This window comes from Pseudoalteromonas sp. NZS127_1 (assembly GCF_015864295.1).
In the GTDB taxonomy this organism is placed as follows: domain Bacteria; phylum Pseudomonadota; class Gammaproteobacteria; order Enterobacterales; family Alteromonadaceae; genus Pseudoalteromonas; species Pseudoalteromonas arctica.
In genome coordinates, this window is record NZ_JADYXO010000040.1 from 1 (window position 1) to 14199 (window position 14199).

The window sequence follows — 14199 nt, forward strand, 5'->3', positions numbered from 1 at the left end:
CATCCACTTCGAAGGTAGGTTAGATGGTGTGCTAGATATTTAGCAATTTAGGCTGACACAGAATTCTGAACGCCCTCCCCTCTTCAGTAGCGGTTTATAATACTCATATTAATTACCAGTTCTGTTTTATATAACTATCACTTGGATGCACTAATAAATAGCTTTCAGTATCTTTATAAAAATTAACTTCTACATCGCTATTTTTCCATACTTTTTCAAACATGTTTTTAGCTATGATATTAATGTTTATATAGTCAACTCGTTGATAGCCACGTTCTTTTACACCCGCAAAATAGGCCTCTAACGAATCAAGACTATCTAAAGTTAACAGTTCAAACTCTTTTAAGTTAACAATCACAAACTTAATTGTATTTTCAGGGTGAGTGCTCAATTCTTGAATAACACCATTAGTTAATGATGTTATACCTTCATTGTTAAAGCTCCCCTTCAATTTTAAATACATATGAGGGGGCTGTGAACAAATCTGAAATTCGCCATGTGCTCCAAACATAAATTACCTTATATATATCAACTTCTATATATAGAGTAATACAATTTTCCGATTTTGCAGTTAATTTAACAGCGCAATAAAAAAGGCCATTTCGAGGGCTTTTTCTTCTAAGCTTTTAAAACGACCTGATGCACCGCCATGACCTGCATCCATATCGGTTTTAAATACTAAAATATTACTGTCTGTTTTAAGTTCACGCATTTTTGCAACCCACTTCATAGGCTCCCAATACTGCACTTGTGAGTCATGAAGACCAGTAGTAACGAGTATGTTCGGGTAGTTTTGTGCGCTAATATTGTCATAAGGCGAGTAAGCTTCTATCACATCATAAAATTGAGGCTCATTTGGATTACCCCATTCATCGTATTCATTTGTTGTGAGTGGAATACTTTCATCAAGCATTGTGGTTAATACGTCTAAAAATGGTACATGACAGCCAACACCGCAATATAACTCTGGTGCCTGGTTTACAACCGCCCCCATTAATAGGCCACCGGCACTGCCGCCTGAGGCAAACACCTTATTGCTATCACAATAACCTTGATCAACAAGCGCTTTTGTCACATCAATAAAGTCACTAAAGCTATTTTGTTTATGCTCTTTTTTACCTTGCTCATACCATTCGCGGCCTAGCATTTCAGAGCCCCGAACATGCGCAATAACATAAACAAAGCCACGATCGAGTAAGCTCAGTGACGAACTAGAAAAGCTAGGATCAATCGTATAACCATAGGCGCCATAGCCGTATTGAAATAACGGATTTGTGCCATCTTTTTTAAAGCTGTCTTTTCGATAAACAACAGATACAGGTACTTTAACTCCGTCGCGAGCAGTTACCATTAATCGCTCTGACTGATAGTCATCGGCATTAAAACTACCTAGTACTTTTTGCTGTTTAAGCAGTGTTTTTTCGCCAGTTGCTAAATCAACATCATATAAAGAACCCGGTGTTGTTAAGCTGGAATAATAAATACGCGCAGTGCGTGTGTCTGGCTCTGGGTTCATTGCTATCGCTGCATAATAACAAGGATCGGCAAACTCAAGTGCCATACGATCCCCTTGCCTATTAACGACCACAAATCGAGCTTGCCCTTGCTCACGTTCGCTCAATACTAAAAAGTCATTAAATAACTCGACACCTTCAAGCAGAACATTTTCTCTGTGGGCTGTATGCTCAAACCATTGTGTTTTATCAGCAATCGTTTCGTTTGTTGCTGTCATTAATCTAAAGTTTTTAGCTTGCCAGTTAGTCACAATATAAAATGTGTCACCTAGCTTATCTACGTCAAACTCGTGACCATCTTCACGCGGCATTAATGCTTTAAATTCGTCAGTGGGCTTATTAGCATCAAGCACCCATGTATCGTTGGTCTCTGTCGATGCTAAATCAATAATAATTAAGCCTTCGTCGCGGCTTTTACCAAGCCCCATAAAAAAGCTGCTGTCTTGCTCTTCGTAAACCATTACATCTTGGCTTTGCTCGCTACCAAGCTCATGCCTAAATACTTGGTATCCTAATAACGTTTTTAAATCTTTTTTTACATAAAAAACTGTTTTGTTATCGTTCGCCCAAACAACTTGTCCTTCTGTATTTTCAAGTACGTCGGGTAGCATTTCATCTGCCGCTAAGCTTTTAAAGCGAACATTATAAATACGACGGCCTTCAGTATCTTCAGAGTAAGCCATAAGCTGCTCGCATGGGCTTAGTGCGACTTCTCCTAGCTCAAAAAACTCAAATCCCTCAGCTAATATATTCACATCGAGTAAAAGCTCTTTATTATCAGCCTTTATGCTCGTGCTTCTATAATGGCGAGAGTACTCATCATCACCACGAACTTCTGAGTGATACCAGTATTTCCCGTCTTTAACGGGTACCGAGTTATCGTCTTTTACAATGCGTGCTTTTAACTCTTCAAAAAGTGTATTTTGGAGTGGCTTCATTGCAGCTAACTGTTCATCGCAATATGCATTTTCAGCATGTAAATGTGCAAGTACTTGCTCATCCTGACGATCGTCATCACGCATCCAATAGTAATTATCAGTGCGTATTTTATTATGAGTACTTAATGTATGGGCTTGCTGTTTAGCAATCGGGAAATTAGGTAATAAACTTAAAGAGTAGTCAGGACGAGACACAACAAAACCAATTAAAAAAATAATGTGATTTGCAGTTTATCATAAAAATAAAAAAGCCCATCCAATAGTTGGATGGGCTAAAACGGTAAACGCTTCATTACTAAAACAGCTATACCTTTGGGAAGATAATTCACTTAAGCCTTATATTTGCTGCCAAGCCATAGCCCAACTTTGTCCAACACCGGGCTCGAACATAAACTTTTTATCGTCACTCGCGCGGCAAAACTCATTAAATGGCCAAGGCTTACATTGATAAACATGCCCTGTTTTTGGCTGCAATACCTTTGTACCCGCATTATAGTTTTCACAATTTTCAGGGTACACGTAATCATAAGTATCAAGGTTATTAACAACACGCTCATCGCATTTTGCAATACAATGAAAATCGACATGCGCTTTACATATCCCACTGCTTTGCAAAGCAAAAATTTCATTGTTTCTATAGGCAACAATTAAACCTTGTTCGGTCATTTTACCTGCGCTAACAAGGGGTACATGCACGTTAATATGCTCGGCAACTAAACGTGGCCATGCGTGAGGTTCACCTTGTTCAAGCGAGGTGATTTTGTAATCAAATGATAAACTAACTAGCTCTCCTTGCATGTCATAAAAGGTTACACTCACCACATCGCCAATAAACAATTGGGTATGATGATTTAAGCAACCTATTGTTGACCACTTTCCACAGGCCAACGACGTATGCATAAACACGGCAACACCTTAAGAGTTACAAAATCTTATCCATACACTATGGATACACAAAAAATACACTGAGGGCAAGTGATACATAACACTTTAGTATTTATGCGACACGCAGTTTGTGTTGCATAATCGCTTGTTGGACTGAGGCGCTACCTGCTCGGTGTGTCAGAGTTGGTATTGTTTATGCTATGGGAATTTACTTTTTAGAGGCTCTAGCTAAATCAGCTAATTTAATCAGCTTACCTATTATAATTTAAGCTATCCCTGCGTTGCTCAGCATTTATTATGTCCCTATTAAACCTAATATTTAACCGTTAAGCAATGATATTTTTCTCACGCACAGCCGCTACTAGCCTGAACAGTTAAGCAGGTTAACTCATTGATTCTATTAAGCAGGCTAGCCCGCTAACTCGTTCGCTCTGTTTTAACGGTTGCCGCATCCGACTCTGCTATACCAATAAATTGCAAGATGCCAACTTTGCATGATTGACAAGGCCAATGCGGTATCAATGGATCTTTTTCTGTCGTTACCTTTGCTTCTTTACATGTGTGTGGCTCTTGGGCTCTTATTAACGCTAACTTTTGTTTACGACATGCATTGGCTAAAAATCCATAGTGGCGAATACGCATAAACCCTTTCGGCAATACATGTTGTAAGTAACGCCGTAAAAATTCGTCACAACTCAGTGTCATGACTTTATCGCGGTTGTTATCTGTATAATCGCGGTATTTAAAGCTCACTGTTTCTTCAGTCGCTGACACTAATCGCGATTCTGACATCACGCCTTTTCGGGTATAACGTGCAAGGTAACTGACTAATTTTTCACTGTACGTTAAACAGGCTTTGCTATAAACACACCATTTGGTTGGGGTGCTTATCTTCACGAATGAACTATCGCACTCATTTAGCGCCGCGAGCATTTTTCCTCTAAAGACCGTTGATAATGCTTTAACAGGGTATAAATAACCTTTTTCTATTTCATGCCATTGCGCTTTATCAAGCGCACCTGCGGGTATCAAGCAATGCAGGTGAATATGCTGACTTAAATTTTGCCCCCACGTATGCAGTACGCTTGTCATGCCTAACTGACCATGCCCTTTTCGTTTCGCAAATTTACTCAGCGTTTGCCATGTGGCTTTAAATAAACAGTGATACAGCACGCTTGGGTTATAGTGTGCAATGATATTCAACTCATGCGGGAGCGTAAAAACAAGGTGGAAATAGCGACACGATAGTAAATCCTCTTGTTGTCTTTGCACCCATTTAGCCGTTGCCATACCTTGGCAACGTGGGCAATGCCGATCTCGACAGCTACATCCAATTTGTTGTACTTCACCACAGTTATCACATTGCCACGCTTGATAACCGAGCTGACCTGTTCTGCATGATTGAAGATGTTGGCAGACTCGTAACTGCTGATAGCTCATTATGTGGTGCTGCCGATAATTCTCAAGATGTGAGTTTAAAATATCAGCGAGGTGCAAGCCGCTCATTGTTCACCCCAACTTGCGAGTAAATCAATGCCACCATGCCCTAATTCAGGTAACCAGTGTAAGTAACTTTGCGTGGTTCTAATGTCACTGTGACCAAGCTGATGTTGAAGTTGATGAAGCGGCATCCCTAACTCAAGTTGATGTGTTGCATAAGCATGGCGTAATACATGTGGATTACAGTGCTTTAAACCACACATTTGTGCATGTTTTTTCAATGCCTTTCTGAAGCTTGAGGGTGACATGGGTTTATCCATTAACCATCGTGAATAAAACATCCAGCCCGTTGGGTGATACATTTTCCAATAATAACGTAATTGATTTAGCACGCTATCTGATACAACAACATAGCGTGACTTATCTCCTTTACCATGTTCAATTAAAATGGTTTTACGCTGTCCATTGATGTCTTGCACTTTGATGCGCAGCAGTTCGCCAATACGCAAACCACATCCATAACACACCACTATCAATGTTTTTAAGCGCATATCCGTGCAACTTTCTATAAGTCGTCGAATATCATCACGCGATAAATAAGTAGGTGCCCGAGGTTTCGCTTTAGGCAAGGCTATGTCTAAGTTCAGTGGGCGGTGTAAAATATTCTTAAACAGAAACCAAATGCTGTTTATTTGTATTTTTTGACTCGCTCTGGAGAGCTTGCGAATGGCGGGATCTTTAAAAAAGATATTCAGCTCATCATCAGTAATTAAATCGAGTGGTTTATTAAAATAATGGCTGAGTTTAAGCAAATGCTCGCAGTAACTTTTACAGGTACTTTGTGAATAACCACGGTAGGCTATTTCAGTTTTGACTTGTTCAATGAGTGTATTCATGACTTACCTCCAAATATGGGATAACCCCAAGGTAAGTGTGGCTCAAATGGTCAGAATAGGATCTCCGCGTAGCGGCTTAGTTCAACAACACGTTATGCAGTAGTCCCGCTACCATAGCTTTATAAAAAGCCTTAGACCGGAAACTTTGCGCCCTAATCTTTCGATTAGTTTGCCAGCAATGCGGCGATTATAATTCGGCCCCGCATAACAATCAAACAAAAGAATGTAACCAAAAACAAAAACCAACCCTTTAAGGTTGGTTTAATGTATTTTTAACTAAATAAATAAGTTAAAGGTTCTTTTGCCCACGTAAATATCAGCAACACCAATAAAGATATAAATATTAGCCACGCAGGCCAAGACGCTTTTGTTACTTTAGCCTCAGAGTCATCCGCTTTTAACTCTTTTGAGCCTGTGATCATCGCCTTAACTAGTGGCTTACCTTTTATTCTATAAACAATAATAGCTAATACATGTAAACCAATAGCATAAAGTAAAATGTCAAAATTCAGCTCATGTAGCCAATTTGAAAAATCAATCACATAGCTAGACACATATTGAGCAAGCGGGCCGTCAGTTAAAATGCCATCACTACTCATTAACCCGGTAATAAGCTGCGTAATTATAATTATAAAAAATACCATTACCATACAACTGCCAGGTGCTGAATGACCTAGCGAGTCGCTTGGTGTCTTTAGTGCCTTTAAAATAGCACGAGGAGAGTGCAGCAACCCACTTAATCTCGCGGTTTTACTTCCGATAATGCCCCATATTAAACGTGTTACGATAAGTGCCAAAGTAAAAAAGCCAGCAACAAAATGAAGCTCAATCATGCCCTCTTCAATACTAAAATAAAGCACCGCAATACTTACAACCAAAAACCAATGAAAGCATCTAATAAACCCATCCCACACTTTTAACGTCGTCATTGCGCCTATCCTTAAAAAAACAGTATTATCTAATTCGTTAACTACTTTAACATCATAATATTAAGGTATCCTTATGCGCTATTCTACTCACCAACAGAGTAAAAATCATGCAACCAGTTAAAAAAGCTATTTTAAAAGGCTTTTTAGATATGCTACCACTTTGTTTAGCCGTTGTTCCTTGGGGTATTTTATGTGGCTCTTTAGCCATACAAAATGGCTTTAGCGCCTTTGAAACCCAAGCAATGTCGTTATTAGTTTTTGCAGGCTCTGCACAGCTTGTGGCGATTGAACTTATGGCGGGCAACACCCCCTTGCTAACCATTCTATTCACAACATTTATTATTAGCTCTCGGCATTTTTTATACGGATTAGCCGTGCGTCATAAGGTGATTGATCAACCTATGCGTTGGCGCTTACCGGTGAGCTTTGTTCTAACCGATGAGCTATTTGCATTTTCTCATCACCGAAAAGCATACAGAACAAAAACACGTTTAATATACGCATTAAGCGCAGGGTTTAGCTTTTATATTGCATGGAATATTTGGACATTAATTGGCATTGTAGCGGGCACAATGCTGCCAGATTTAACCAATTTAGGGCTCGACTTTGCAATTGCTGCGACGTTTATCGCTTTGGTTATTCCGGGGATTAAAAATTTGGCCTCACTTGTTACGGTAATTGTAGCGGGTATTAGCGCAACGCTTTTAAAAAGCACAGGATTTGAGTTATGGCTTGTTTGCTCTGCACTACTGGCAATGAGCGCAGGTTATACTACAGCCAGGCTAACCGCTAAAAAGGAAGTAACGCCATGATGACGACTATTTTACTCATGGCGTGTATTACATTTTTTACACGTTATTTATTTTTGCATCGTGCTTTACCGTTTAAAGTGGGACCTAAAATGCAGCAGTTTTTAAGCTTTAGCGCCCCCGCAGTGCTTACCGCTATTTGGGTGCCTATTGTGTTTTTAAATGAAGATGGCATTAATTTAAACTGGCAAAACCCTTATTTAAGCGCCGCGATAGTTGCTATTATTGTTGCCTACAAAACACATAATATTTATTACACAACGCTTGCCGGCATGGGACTATTTTTAATATTAAATTAGTGCGTTCTTTATACTTTATGAAAGAGTTCACTCAGGTTAAAATGCGGCTAACAACAATAAAAAGACGTCAATATGCACAAATTTCATCAATTAAGCGCAACAAGCTTGCAGGGTCAACCTATCAACTTTAAAGATTTTGAAGGGAAGGTTGTGCTTATTGTTAATACCGCAAGTAAATGTGGATTTACCTACCAGTACGAGTCACTGCAAGCTTTGCACGATAAGTATGCCAGCCAAGGTTTAGTTATTTTGGGATTCCCATGTAACCAATTTGGTCAGCAAGAACCAGGGAGTGCAGAACAAATTAAGCAAGAATGTTTAATTAACTACGGCGTTAGCTTTTTAATGGCAGCCAAAGTAGATGTCAACGGTCAGCATGCACATCCGGTATTTCGTCACTTAAAATCAGCCTTACCTGGTTTTTTAACACGTAAAATAAAATGGAATTTTACTAAATTTTTAATTGCCGCAGATGGTACGCCAATTAAGCGCTATGCACCTTTTACTAAACCCGAAAAGCTAGAGCTTACAATTCAAAAAGCATTAACGCAGGCTAAAAATATGCTTTAAAAAGTAATAAAGAGGCGCAAGGCCTCTTTATTGCCAATACTATTAAAACTAAAACATACGTATAACTGTACATTTAAACTCTCAATATTAATTGGTATCTATTTATACTAGCGAAATTTAATCGGTGTAATCGCTTAAATCGTCTTCGCCTAGATTTTTACGCAAGCGTTTTTGCTCAAGGTAGTCTTCCAACTTCTTCTTAACCTTTTGCTTGTTCTTATCGTGTTGATTACGTCCGAGCATTTCGTACTCGTCTTCAACAAAATCGTCATCTAGCGCATCGTAACTAAATGTCTTACCCACAACCCACTCCATAAAGTGTTTGAGACCAACCAAGGATTTTATTATCGCAATAGTCGGTAAAATTAAAAAATGTTCAACGCTAAAGTGCTCTGCAAATTAACATCAAAATAAAGCCACGTGACTACTGTAAATAGTCTTCATGTCAGTAATGTGAATAAATAGCGCTAAATTTGAATTGAGGAAAGTGAGAGTTTTTTATCGTATCGATAAATAAAATTTATTAATTTTTATTAGTTAGCCAATTTGACTAAAAAATGGTTGTTTATTAATTAATTTCACTTACTAAAAAACAAACAAAAACAGTTAACCATCTGTTTTATATTAAAAAATAAAACTGGCACCAAACTTGTTATTAATTAATCGTCATCAACAAAAAGTAGAGAATAAACATGAAAAAATTACTATTAGTTAGCGCATTAATTTGTACACCTGCTGCAATGGCTCACAACGACAACGATTCAGCCATTTCATTTAGCAACGATGAATGTAACGTCGAATTTAAAAATGACGTACGCATTAAGCCAAACGAATTAGAAATTTTTACCGCCAACAATAAAACCATGCAATTTAATACCCATGGTGACTTAACCGTAAATGGCGAATTTGTAGCGCTTAATAATTCACAACGCGAAGCGCTAACTAAATACTCTGATAGCTTACGCACACAATTACCTGAAGTAGCTAATATAGCGCTAGAGGGTGTTAAAATTGCCGGTGTGGCATTAGAAGAAGTAGGCAATGCATTTAATATAGACGGCCTTGATAATATGTCTGAGCTTATGGACGACATTAAAATTGAGGTAGAAAACACATTTTACCAGCAAGGTACATTTGTAATGGGTCAACAAAGCTTTAACCAATTTGGTGAAAACTTTGAGCAACAATTTGAAGAGCAAATAGAAACGGTTGTTGAGTCTGCCGTAATGCAATCTATGGGCAGTATTTTAGTGGCTTTAGGCTCTGAATTACTTGGTTCAGGTGGCGATATGGATGCCTTTGAGCAACGCATGGAAAATATGGGCGCTCAAATAGAAGAAAAAGTAGAGCTTCATGCAAATGCACTTGAAGAACGCGCTAACTCTTTATGTGAAAACTTTGCTGATATTGCAAAACAAGAAGAGCAATTAGTAATGCAAGTGCCAGAACTTAAAGGTTACCAGTTATTTAGCTTTAAACTCAATTAATACAGCAAACGTTATTTAACATCCCTTTGGCAGCACTTAAGTTTACTTAAATGCTGCTTTTTTGTGTTTCACAAACTTATACCAACCTGCATAAATCTTTGATCAATTTAACGAATTAAATTGCACTATAACTTCGTTAAAATTTTTTATTTACGACTGCATGGATGCAGGAGGTAGAGCAATGCAGGGAGCAATTGCCGAGAACAACTAGATACAAAAACTTTTGCCTAGTTCTAGCGTAATTTTCTTAACGTTAAATAGACCCCATATATAAGCAGATTGGCATTACTTTTTAGCTAATAAAGTAAGCTTACCCAGAGTAATAATTGCTTGCTCTATCTGCTCGCTCCACTGCACACCATAACTTAATCTTACACAGCTTTTATATTTATTAGAGGCTGAAAAAATAAGCCCCGGGGTTATGCTAATACCCACTTCAAGTGCAAGTAAAAATAACTTTTGGCTATCGTATTCGCCTCCTAAATCAAGCCACATTACGCAGCCTCCCTTAGGGTCGCTTATACGTGTGTTTTTTGGCATAGCTTGTTGTAAGCACCATCGCATACGCTCTTTATTATCGCGCAGGCGCTGCCTAAGTACTTTTAAGTTTCGGTCGTACTCGCCGCTGGCTATAAATTCTGATAACGCCCATTGGTTTATTAACGAAGCAGAGCAACTTAGTGCTCTTTTATATCGCCTTGCTTGTGTTGCAAATTTACCGGCAACTAACCAACCTACACGATAGCTCGGCGCTGCCGTTTTAGAAAAAGATGAGCAACTGATCACTAATCCTTTTTTAGAATACGCTAAAGCAGGAGTGCCTCGTTTTGCCGTAAAGTATAAATCGCCGTATACGTCATCTTCAATAAGCACTACGTCGTGGCTTTCAAGTAGTTCCACCAGCTGCTGTCTGTTTGTATCAGGCATAAAACTGCCCACGGGGTTACTAATAGCAGTTGAGAATAAACAGGCTTTTATATCATGCTCGTTTAAAGCACGTTCTAAATCGTTTAGCCAAATGCCGTTATCTGGACACAGTGGTATTTCGAGCGCTTTGAGGCCTAAGCTCTCTATTAGCTCTATAATACCGTGATAACAGGGCGTTTCTATGGCCACTATATCGCCTGGCTTTGTTACACATTTAAGCGCAATAGCCATGGCTTCCTGTGCACCATTGGTGATCACAAGCTCGTCCATATCAATACCAATGCCAAAATCTAGATAGCGATGCACTAGTTGCTTTTTTAGCGGTACAAATCCATCTGTTGGCCCATAGTTAATGGCTTTACTGCCGGCAATTGTCATTACGCGGCGCATGTTTCTGGCGAGTGCTTTATCGGTAGGTGCAGCGGCTATCGGGTTAGCGATACCAAAAGGGACTACGTTAGCTTGATGAATGGCGCTGTATACCTGCTCTATTAAGGCTTGTTTATTTACCACAACAGGCTCTCGACTTAACTTAACTCGCTTAGGTAAGTTATGCGCGGCGTTAACCGCTTTTAAAAAGTAGCCTGATTTTTCGCGTGCCTCTACTAGCCCTTGATCCTCAAGTGCTTGATACGCTTGTTTTACAGTGGGAATACTTATATTTAAGTTATCTGCCATTTTACGCAGTGATGGAAGTTTTTCGCCGGGGAGTAAAACTTGTTGAGCACTCATATCTCTAATTAACTGAATAACTTGTTGATATAAAAAATCGTGCCCTTGGCTATTTTTTTGTCTTATCATCACACACCGAATCTGTATAGGTTACATTTTTACTTTTCTGTATATGGTAAGTATACAGATAGGTCTTAAAATAGCCATTCAATCGGGCTTTGAGGACTAACCATGAAAAGTGCAGCGTTATACATTACAACCGTTTTAATTTGGGGTTCTACTTGGTTAGCCATAGAATTTCAGTTAGGCGATATTGCAGTCGAGTTATCGTTATTTTATCGCTTTGCTATTGCAGCACTTTTAATGTGGTTGTATGTAGCGTACAAAAAACCCGACATGCGTTTCTCATTAGTCGATCATGGCTTTTTTGCTTTATTAGCTCTGTTTAACTTTGGTTTAAATTACTTAATGCTTTACTGGGCACAAAATCACCTCACCTCAGCCATGAGCTCTATTGCCTTTTCAATGCTGCTGGTTATGAACATAGTTAACACCCGATTATTTTTTGGTAAGCCAATCTCAAAGCGAATTTATACAGGTGCAGTACTCGCTGTATTAGGTATTACATGCCTATTTTGGCCACAGTTACAGCAGTTCGACTTAAGTAATGGTGCGTTGGTCGGGTTACTACTTGCCCTTGGTGGCACCTTTGTGGCTTCATTAGGAAATATGGTAAGCGTTCGAAATTCTCGTAAACAAATTGGTGTATTACAAGGCAATGCATGGGGCATGTTATATAGCGCCGTGGGCTTAGCGCTATATGTATTAATGAATGACGTGCAATTTAGTATAAACGCACCACCGAGTTACTGGTTGTCATTACTTTACTTATCAATATTTGGCACCGTAATCGCTTTTGGTTGCTACTTTGCACTACTAAAAAATATTGGCCCCGAAAAAGCCAGCTACGTTATTGTTTTATTTCCATTAGTGGCAGTAACGCTAAGTAGCTTTTTTGAAGGGTTTGAATGGCACGCAAATACCTTTGCAGGATTTAGCCTAGTGCTATTAGGTAACGCCATTGTGCTTACCCCAACAAAACGAATTAATGCCTTTTTAGCAAATAGAGCAATAGCTAAAAGTGGCTCCATCCCCAGTTAGACGCGTTATTAACGCAACTAACACAAAAGCGCCTACTTTACTGTAGGCGCTTTTTTATTGGCATATGAAACAGTAAAGCGTGGCCATGCACACTAACAACTGCAGGAGTTTTGCCTACCAACTCTCCATCTGCTTCAATCAATAACCCTTCAGTATTTATGAAAGCTGTACTTAAACGGCTATAGGTAAGGTTTTTTATATGCTGATGGCGCTTAAAAAATAATTTAATAAAACTTATTACATTATAAAAAAGCCCACCCGATCGCATTTGATAACACTCAAGCTTTCCATCTGTTAAATCAGCATTTGGCGCTATTTCTAAACCACCACCAAAAAATTTATGATTAGCAAATACGGTAATTAAATTTTGATACTGCCTAGCATTGTTATTAAATGTGCCGTGTAACTGCTGAGCTTGATAGTAAAATAACTCTTTTACGCTCACCCAACTGTAATCAAAAGATGAAAAACTAGCTTTAGCCTCAATTGCTTTAACTACATGGGCATCAAACCCTACCCCTGCAATATTAATAAAATAGCGGCTATTAATTTTTCCTATATCAATTGCTGTCGGTGTATTAAATAATGCCTTTCGCCAATCATCTTCTTTGCAGCCAAATCCCCTAGAGAAATCGTTACCTGTGCCGCAGGGCAACAACGCTAGCGAACAATTGCTCCCTATTAATGCATTAACCGCTAAGTTTAATGTGCCGTCTCCACCTAGTACGACTGCTTTGGTAAATTTACTCAGTAATAAGCTTATTTGAGCACAGTCATTCTCAAAGTTTCCTGTTGTAGTAAATATACAATAAGAGAAACTACGTTTTTTACAGGTGTTTTTAAGCCACATTAGTGATTTTTCACTCTGTTTTTTAATACTTGGTTTAATAATTATCAGTAGTGACAAGCTTTTGTATCCATCAATCTGTTTAAGGATAAAATAATAGGCATTTAATTAAATTTTTTTAATCTGAATAACTAGTCAAAAAATGCTATGTAAAATGCATATAACTAAATACAAAAAACAAAGAACCCCAGCATTAAAGCAGCTAAAGCCTATTCACACGTAAATAAATATGCAAAAACAATAATACAGCTTACTGAATCGCACGTTAATAAAATGAAATCGGATTAGTTTATCTAATCCCTCGGGCTCAATTTTTATCGTTGTATTTTTAATCAAACAACGTGCAAAATGCACGCGATTTCAACATATACAACCCGGAGCAAAATAATGAAACCTATTAACACATTAAATCAAACTGCAGCAGCTCAAGTAGCCGTTAAACCAACTAACCGTAAAGCAAGAATGTTAGCTAAACTTAACACAATTGGTAAAAGACTAGCACTTAGCGGCGCAGCTCAATATAAATAATCACTCAACCATGATTATTTTTGCGGTGCAGCAAACACCCAACCACTAAATGAAGTCACTTATTTAGCTCCCCTTTGTTTGCTGCAACCTATTTATTTTATTAAAAATTGCCTTAATTTCCCCTTATTTACAAAAAAAACCTCATTTACGTACGTTTTTTAGGCAAACAGTCATTTTGCTATTTACACAGCGGTATCACCTAAGTATTATTCTGCGCCATGGAGAGATGGCAGAGTGGTCGAATGCACCGGTCTTGAAAACCGGCATGGGTTTATAGCCCATCTAGGGTTCAAATCC

Annotated in this window: 15 protein-coding genes and 1 riboswitch; of the genes, 6 read left to right on the forward strand and 9 right to left on the reverse strand. The window is 38.6% G+C overall.

Features of this window, described 5'->3' with window-relative positions:
* Window positions 1–112 precede the first annotated feature (112 nt).
* The 6 genes from I6F50_RS19715 to I6F50_RS19740 all read right to left on the reverse strand — a co-directional run bounded on the left by I6F50_RS19715 (window position 113) and on the right by I6F50_RS19740 (window position 6602).
* Window positions 113–511, reverse strand: coding sequence for a hypothetical protein (locus I6F50_RS19715; protein ID WP_007579808.1), 399 nt, complete (start codon window positions 509–511; stop codon window positions 113–115).
* Window positions 512–571: 60 nt separating this feature from the next.
* The gene (locus I6F50_RS19720) at window positions 572–2647 is read right to left on the reverse strand and encodes a S9 family peptidase (protein WP_197177104.1); all 2076 of its coding nucleotides are present in this window, start codon (window positions 2645–2647) and stop codon (window positions 572–574) included.
* 141 nt (window positions 2648–2788) lie between these two features.
* Entirely contained in the window at window positions 2789–3352 is a 564-nt protein-coding gene (locus tag I6F50_RS19725) for a chitin-binding protein (protein WP_197119983.1), read from the reverse strand.
* Between the two features lie 402 nt (window positions 3353–3754).
* The gene (locus I6F50_RS19730) at window positions 3755–4843 is read right to left on the reverse strand and encodes an IS91 family transposase (RefSeq protein ID WP_197177106.1); all 1089 of its coding nucleotides are present in this window, start codon (window positions 4841–4843) and stop codon (window positions 3755–3757) included.
* Window positions 4840–5673: a tyrosine-type recombinase/integrase gene (locus tag I6F50_RS19735; RefSeq protein WP_197177108.1), complete on the reverse strand. Its 834-nt coding sequence runs from the start codon at window positions 5671–5673 to the stop codon at window positions 4840–4842. The genes I6F50_RS19730 and I6F50_RS19735 overlap by 4 nt, the downstream gene beginning before the upstream one ends.
* A 95-nt stretch (window positions 5674–5768) precedes the next feature.
* A riboswitch (cyclic di-GMP riboswitch) is annotated at window positions 5769–5857 on the reverse strand.
* 88 nt (window positions 5858–5945) lie between these two features.
* The gene (locus I6F50_RS19740) at window positions 5946–6602 is read right to left on the reverse strand and encodes a cytochrome b/b6 domain-containing protein (RefSeq protein WP_197177110.1); all 657 of its coding nucleotides are present in this window, start codon (window positions 6600–6602) and stop codon (window positions 5946–5948) included.
* 107 nt (window positions 6603–6709) lie between these two features.
* Between I6F50_RS19740 and I6F50_RS19745 the strand changes: the two genes are divergently transcribed.
* From I6F50_RS19745 to I6F50_RS19755, 3 genes are all read left to right on the forward strand, one after another.
* Entirely contained in the window at window positions 6710–7414 is a 705-nt protein-coding gene (locus I6F50_RS19745) for an AzlC family ABC transporter permease (protein ID WP_197177112.1), read from the forward strand.
* On the forward strand, window positions 7411–7710 hold the full coding sequence (locus I6F50_RS19750; RefSeq protein ID WP_004335020.1) for an AzlD domain-containing protein: 300 nt from the start codon (window positions 7411–7413) through the stop codon (window positions 7708–7710). Before I6F50_RS19745 ends, I6F50_RS19750 begins: the two co-directional genes overlap by 4 nt.
* Window positions 7711–7782: 72 nt before the next feature.
* Window positions 7783–8280 carry a glutathione peroxidase gene (locus I6F50_RS19755; RefSeq protein WP_197177115.1) on the forward strand — a complete coding sequence of 166 codons (498 nt, stop codon included), beginning with the start codon at window positions 7783–7785 and terminating at the stop codon, window positions 8278–8280.
* Window positions 8281–8397: 117 nt separating this feature from the next.
* Here I6F50_RS19755 and I6F50_RS19760 read toward each other — a convergent pair whose 3' ends face one another.
* Window positions 8398–8583: a PA3496 family putative envelope integrity protein gene (locus I6F50_RS19760; protein WP_007579801.1), complete on the reverse strand. Its 186-nt coding sequence runs from the start codon at window positions 8581–8583 to the stop codon at window positions 8398–8400.
* A 389-nt stretch (window positions 8584–8972) separates the two neighbouring features.
* On the opposite strand from I6F50_RS19760, the gene I6F50_RS19765 reads away from it, so the two are divergent.
* Window positions 8973–9767: a YggN family protein gene (locus tag I6F50_RS19765; protein ID WP_197177117.1), complete on the forward strand. Its 795-nt coding sequence runs from the start codon at window positions 8973–8975 to the stop codon at window positions 9765–9767.
* A gap of 285 nt (window positions 9768–10052) precedes the next feature.
* Here the strand turns inward: I6F50_RS19765 and I6F50_RS19770 are convergent, their stop codons facing one another.
* Window positions 10053–11495 carry a PLP-dependent aminotransferase family protein gene (locus tag I6F50_RS19770; RefSeq protein WP_166421126.1) on the reverse strand — a complete coding sequence of 481 codons (1443 nt, stop codon included), beginning with the start codon at window positions 11493–11495 and terminating at the stop codon, window positions 10053–10055.
* Window positions 11496–11597: 102 nt separating this feature from the next.
* Here I6F50_RS19770 and I6F50_RS19775 point away from each other — a divergent pair, with 102 nt between their 5' ends.
* Complete coding sequence (locus I6F50_RS19775) at window positions 11598–12527, forward strand: DMT family transporter (RefSeq protein ID WP_197177119.1); 930 nt, start codon at window positions 11598–11600, stop codon at window positions 12525–12527.
* Window positions 12528–12564: 37 nt separating this feature from the next.
* On the opposite strand, the gene I6F50_RS19780 is transcribed toward I6F50_RS19775, so the two are convergent.
* The gene (locus I6F50_RS19780; RefSeq protein ID WP_197177122.1) at window positions 12565–13434 is read right to left on the reverse strand and encodes a diacylglycerol kinase family protein; all 870 of its coding nucleotides are present in this window, start codon (window positions 13432–13434) and stop codon (window positions 12565–12567) included.
* Between the two features lie 327 nt (window positions 13435–13761).
* Between I6F50_RS19780 and I6F50_RS19785 the strand changes: the two genes are divergently transcribed.
* Window positions 13762–13902 (forward strand): hypothetical protein, encoded by a 141-nt coding sequence (locus I6F50_RS19785; protein WP_004335040.1) that lies wholly within the window; start codon window positions 13762–13764, stop codon window positions 13900–13902.
* Window positions 13903–14199: the final 297 nt, after the last annotated feature.

Excerpts from the sequence above, each read along its gene's own strand:
- I6F50_RS19715 (WP_007579808.1), bottom strand. The coding sequence starts at position 511 with ATGTTTGGAGCACATGGCGAATTTCAGATTTGTTCACAGCCCCCTCAT.
- I6F50_RS19725 (WP_197119983.1), bottom strand. The coding sequence starts at position 3,352 with ATGCATACGTCGTTGGCCTGTGGAAAGTGGTCAACAATAGGTTGCTTA.
- I6F50_RS19730 (WP_197177106.1), bottom strand. The coding sequence starts at position 4,843 with ATGAGCGGCTTGCACCTCGCTGATATTTTAAACTCACATCTTGAGAAT.
- I6F50_RS19735 (WP_197177108.1), bottom strand. The coding sequence starts at position 5,673 with ATGAATACACTCATTGAACAAGTCAAAACTGAAATAGCCTACCGTGGT.
- I6F50_RS19740 (WP_197177110.1), bottom strand. The coding sequence starts at position 6,602 with ATGACGACGTTAAAAGTGTGGGATGGGTTTATTAGATGCTTTCATTGG.
- I6F50_RS19745 (WP_197177112.1), top strand. The coding sequence starts at position 6,710 with ATGCAACCAGTTAAAAAAGCTATTTTAAAAGGCTTTTTAGATATGCTA.
- I6F50_RS19750 (WP_004335020.1), top strand. The coding sequence starts at position 7,411 with ATGATGACGACTATTTTACTCATGGCGTGTATTACATTTTTTACACGT.
- I6F50_RS19755 (WP_197177115.1), top strand. The coding sequence starts at position 7,783 with ATGCACAAATTTCATCAATTAAGCGCAACAAGCTTGCAGGGTCAACCT.
- I6F50_RS19765 (WP_197177117.1), top strand. The coding sequence starts at position 8,973 with ATGAAAAAATTACTATTAGTTAGCGCATTAATTTGTACACCTGCTGCA.
- I6F50_RS19770 (WP_166421126.1), bottom strand. The coding sequence starts at position 11,495 with ATGATAAGACAAAAAAATAGCCAAGGGCACGATTTTTTATATCAACAA.
- I6F50_RS19775 (WP_197177119.1), top strand. The coding sequence starts at position 11,598 with ATGAAAAGTGCAGCGTTATACATTACAACCGTTTTAATTTGGGGTTCT.
- I6F50_RS19785 (WP_004335040.1), top strand. The coding sequence starts at position 13,762 with ATGAAACCTATTAACACATTAAATCAAACTGCAGCAGCTCAAGTAGCC.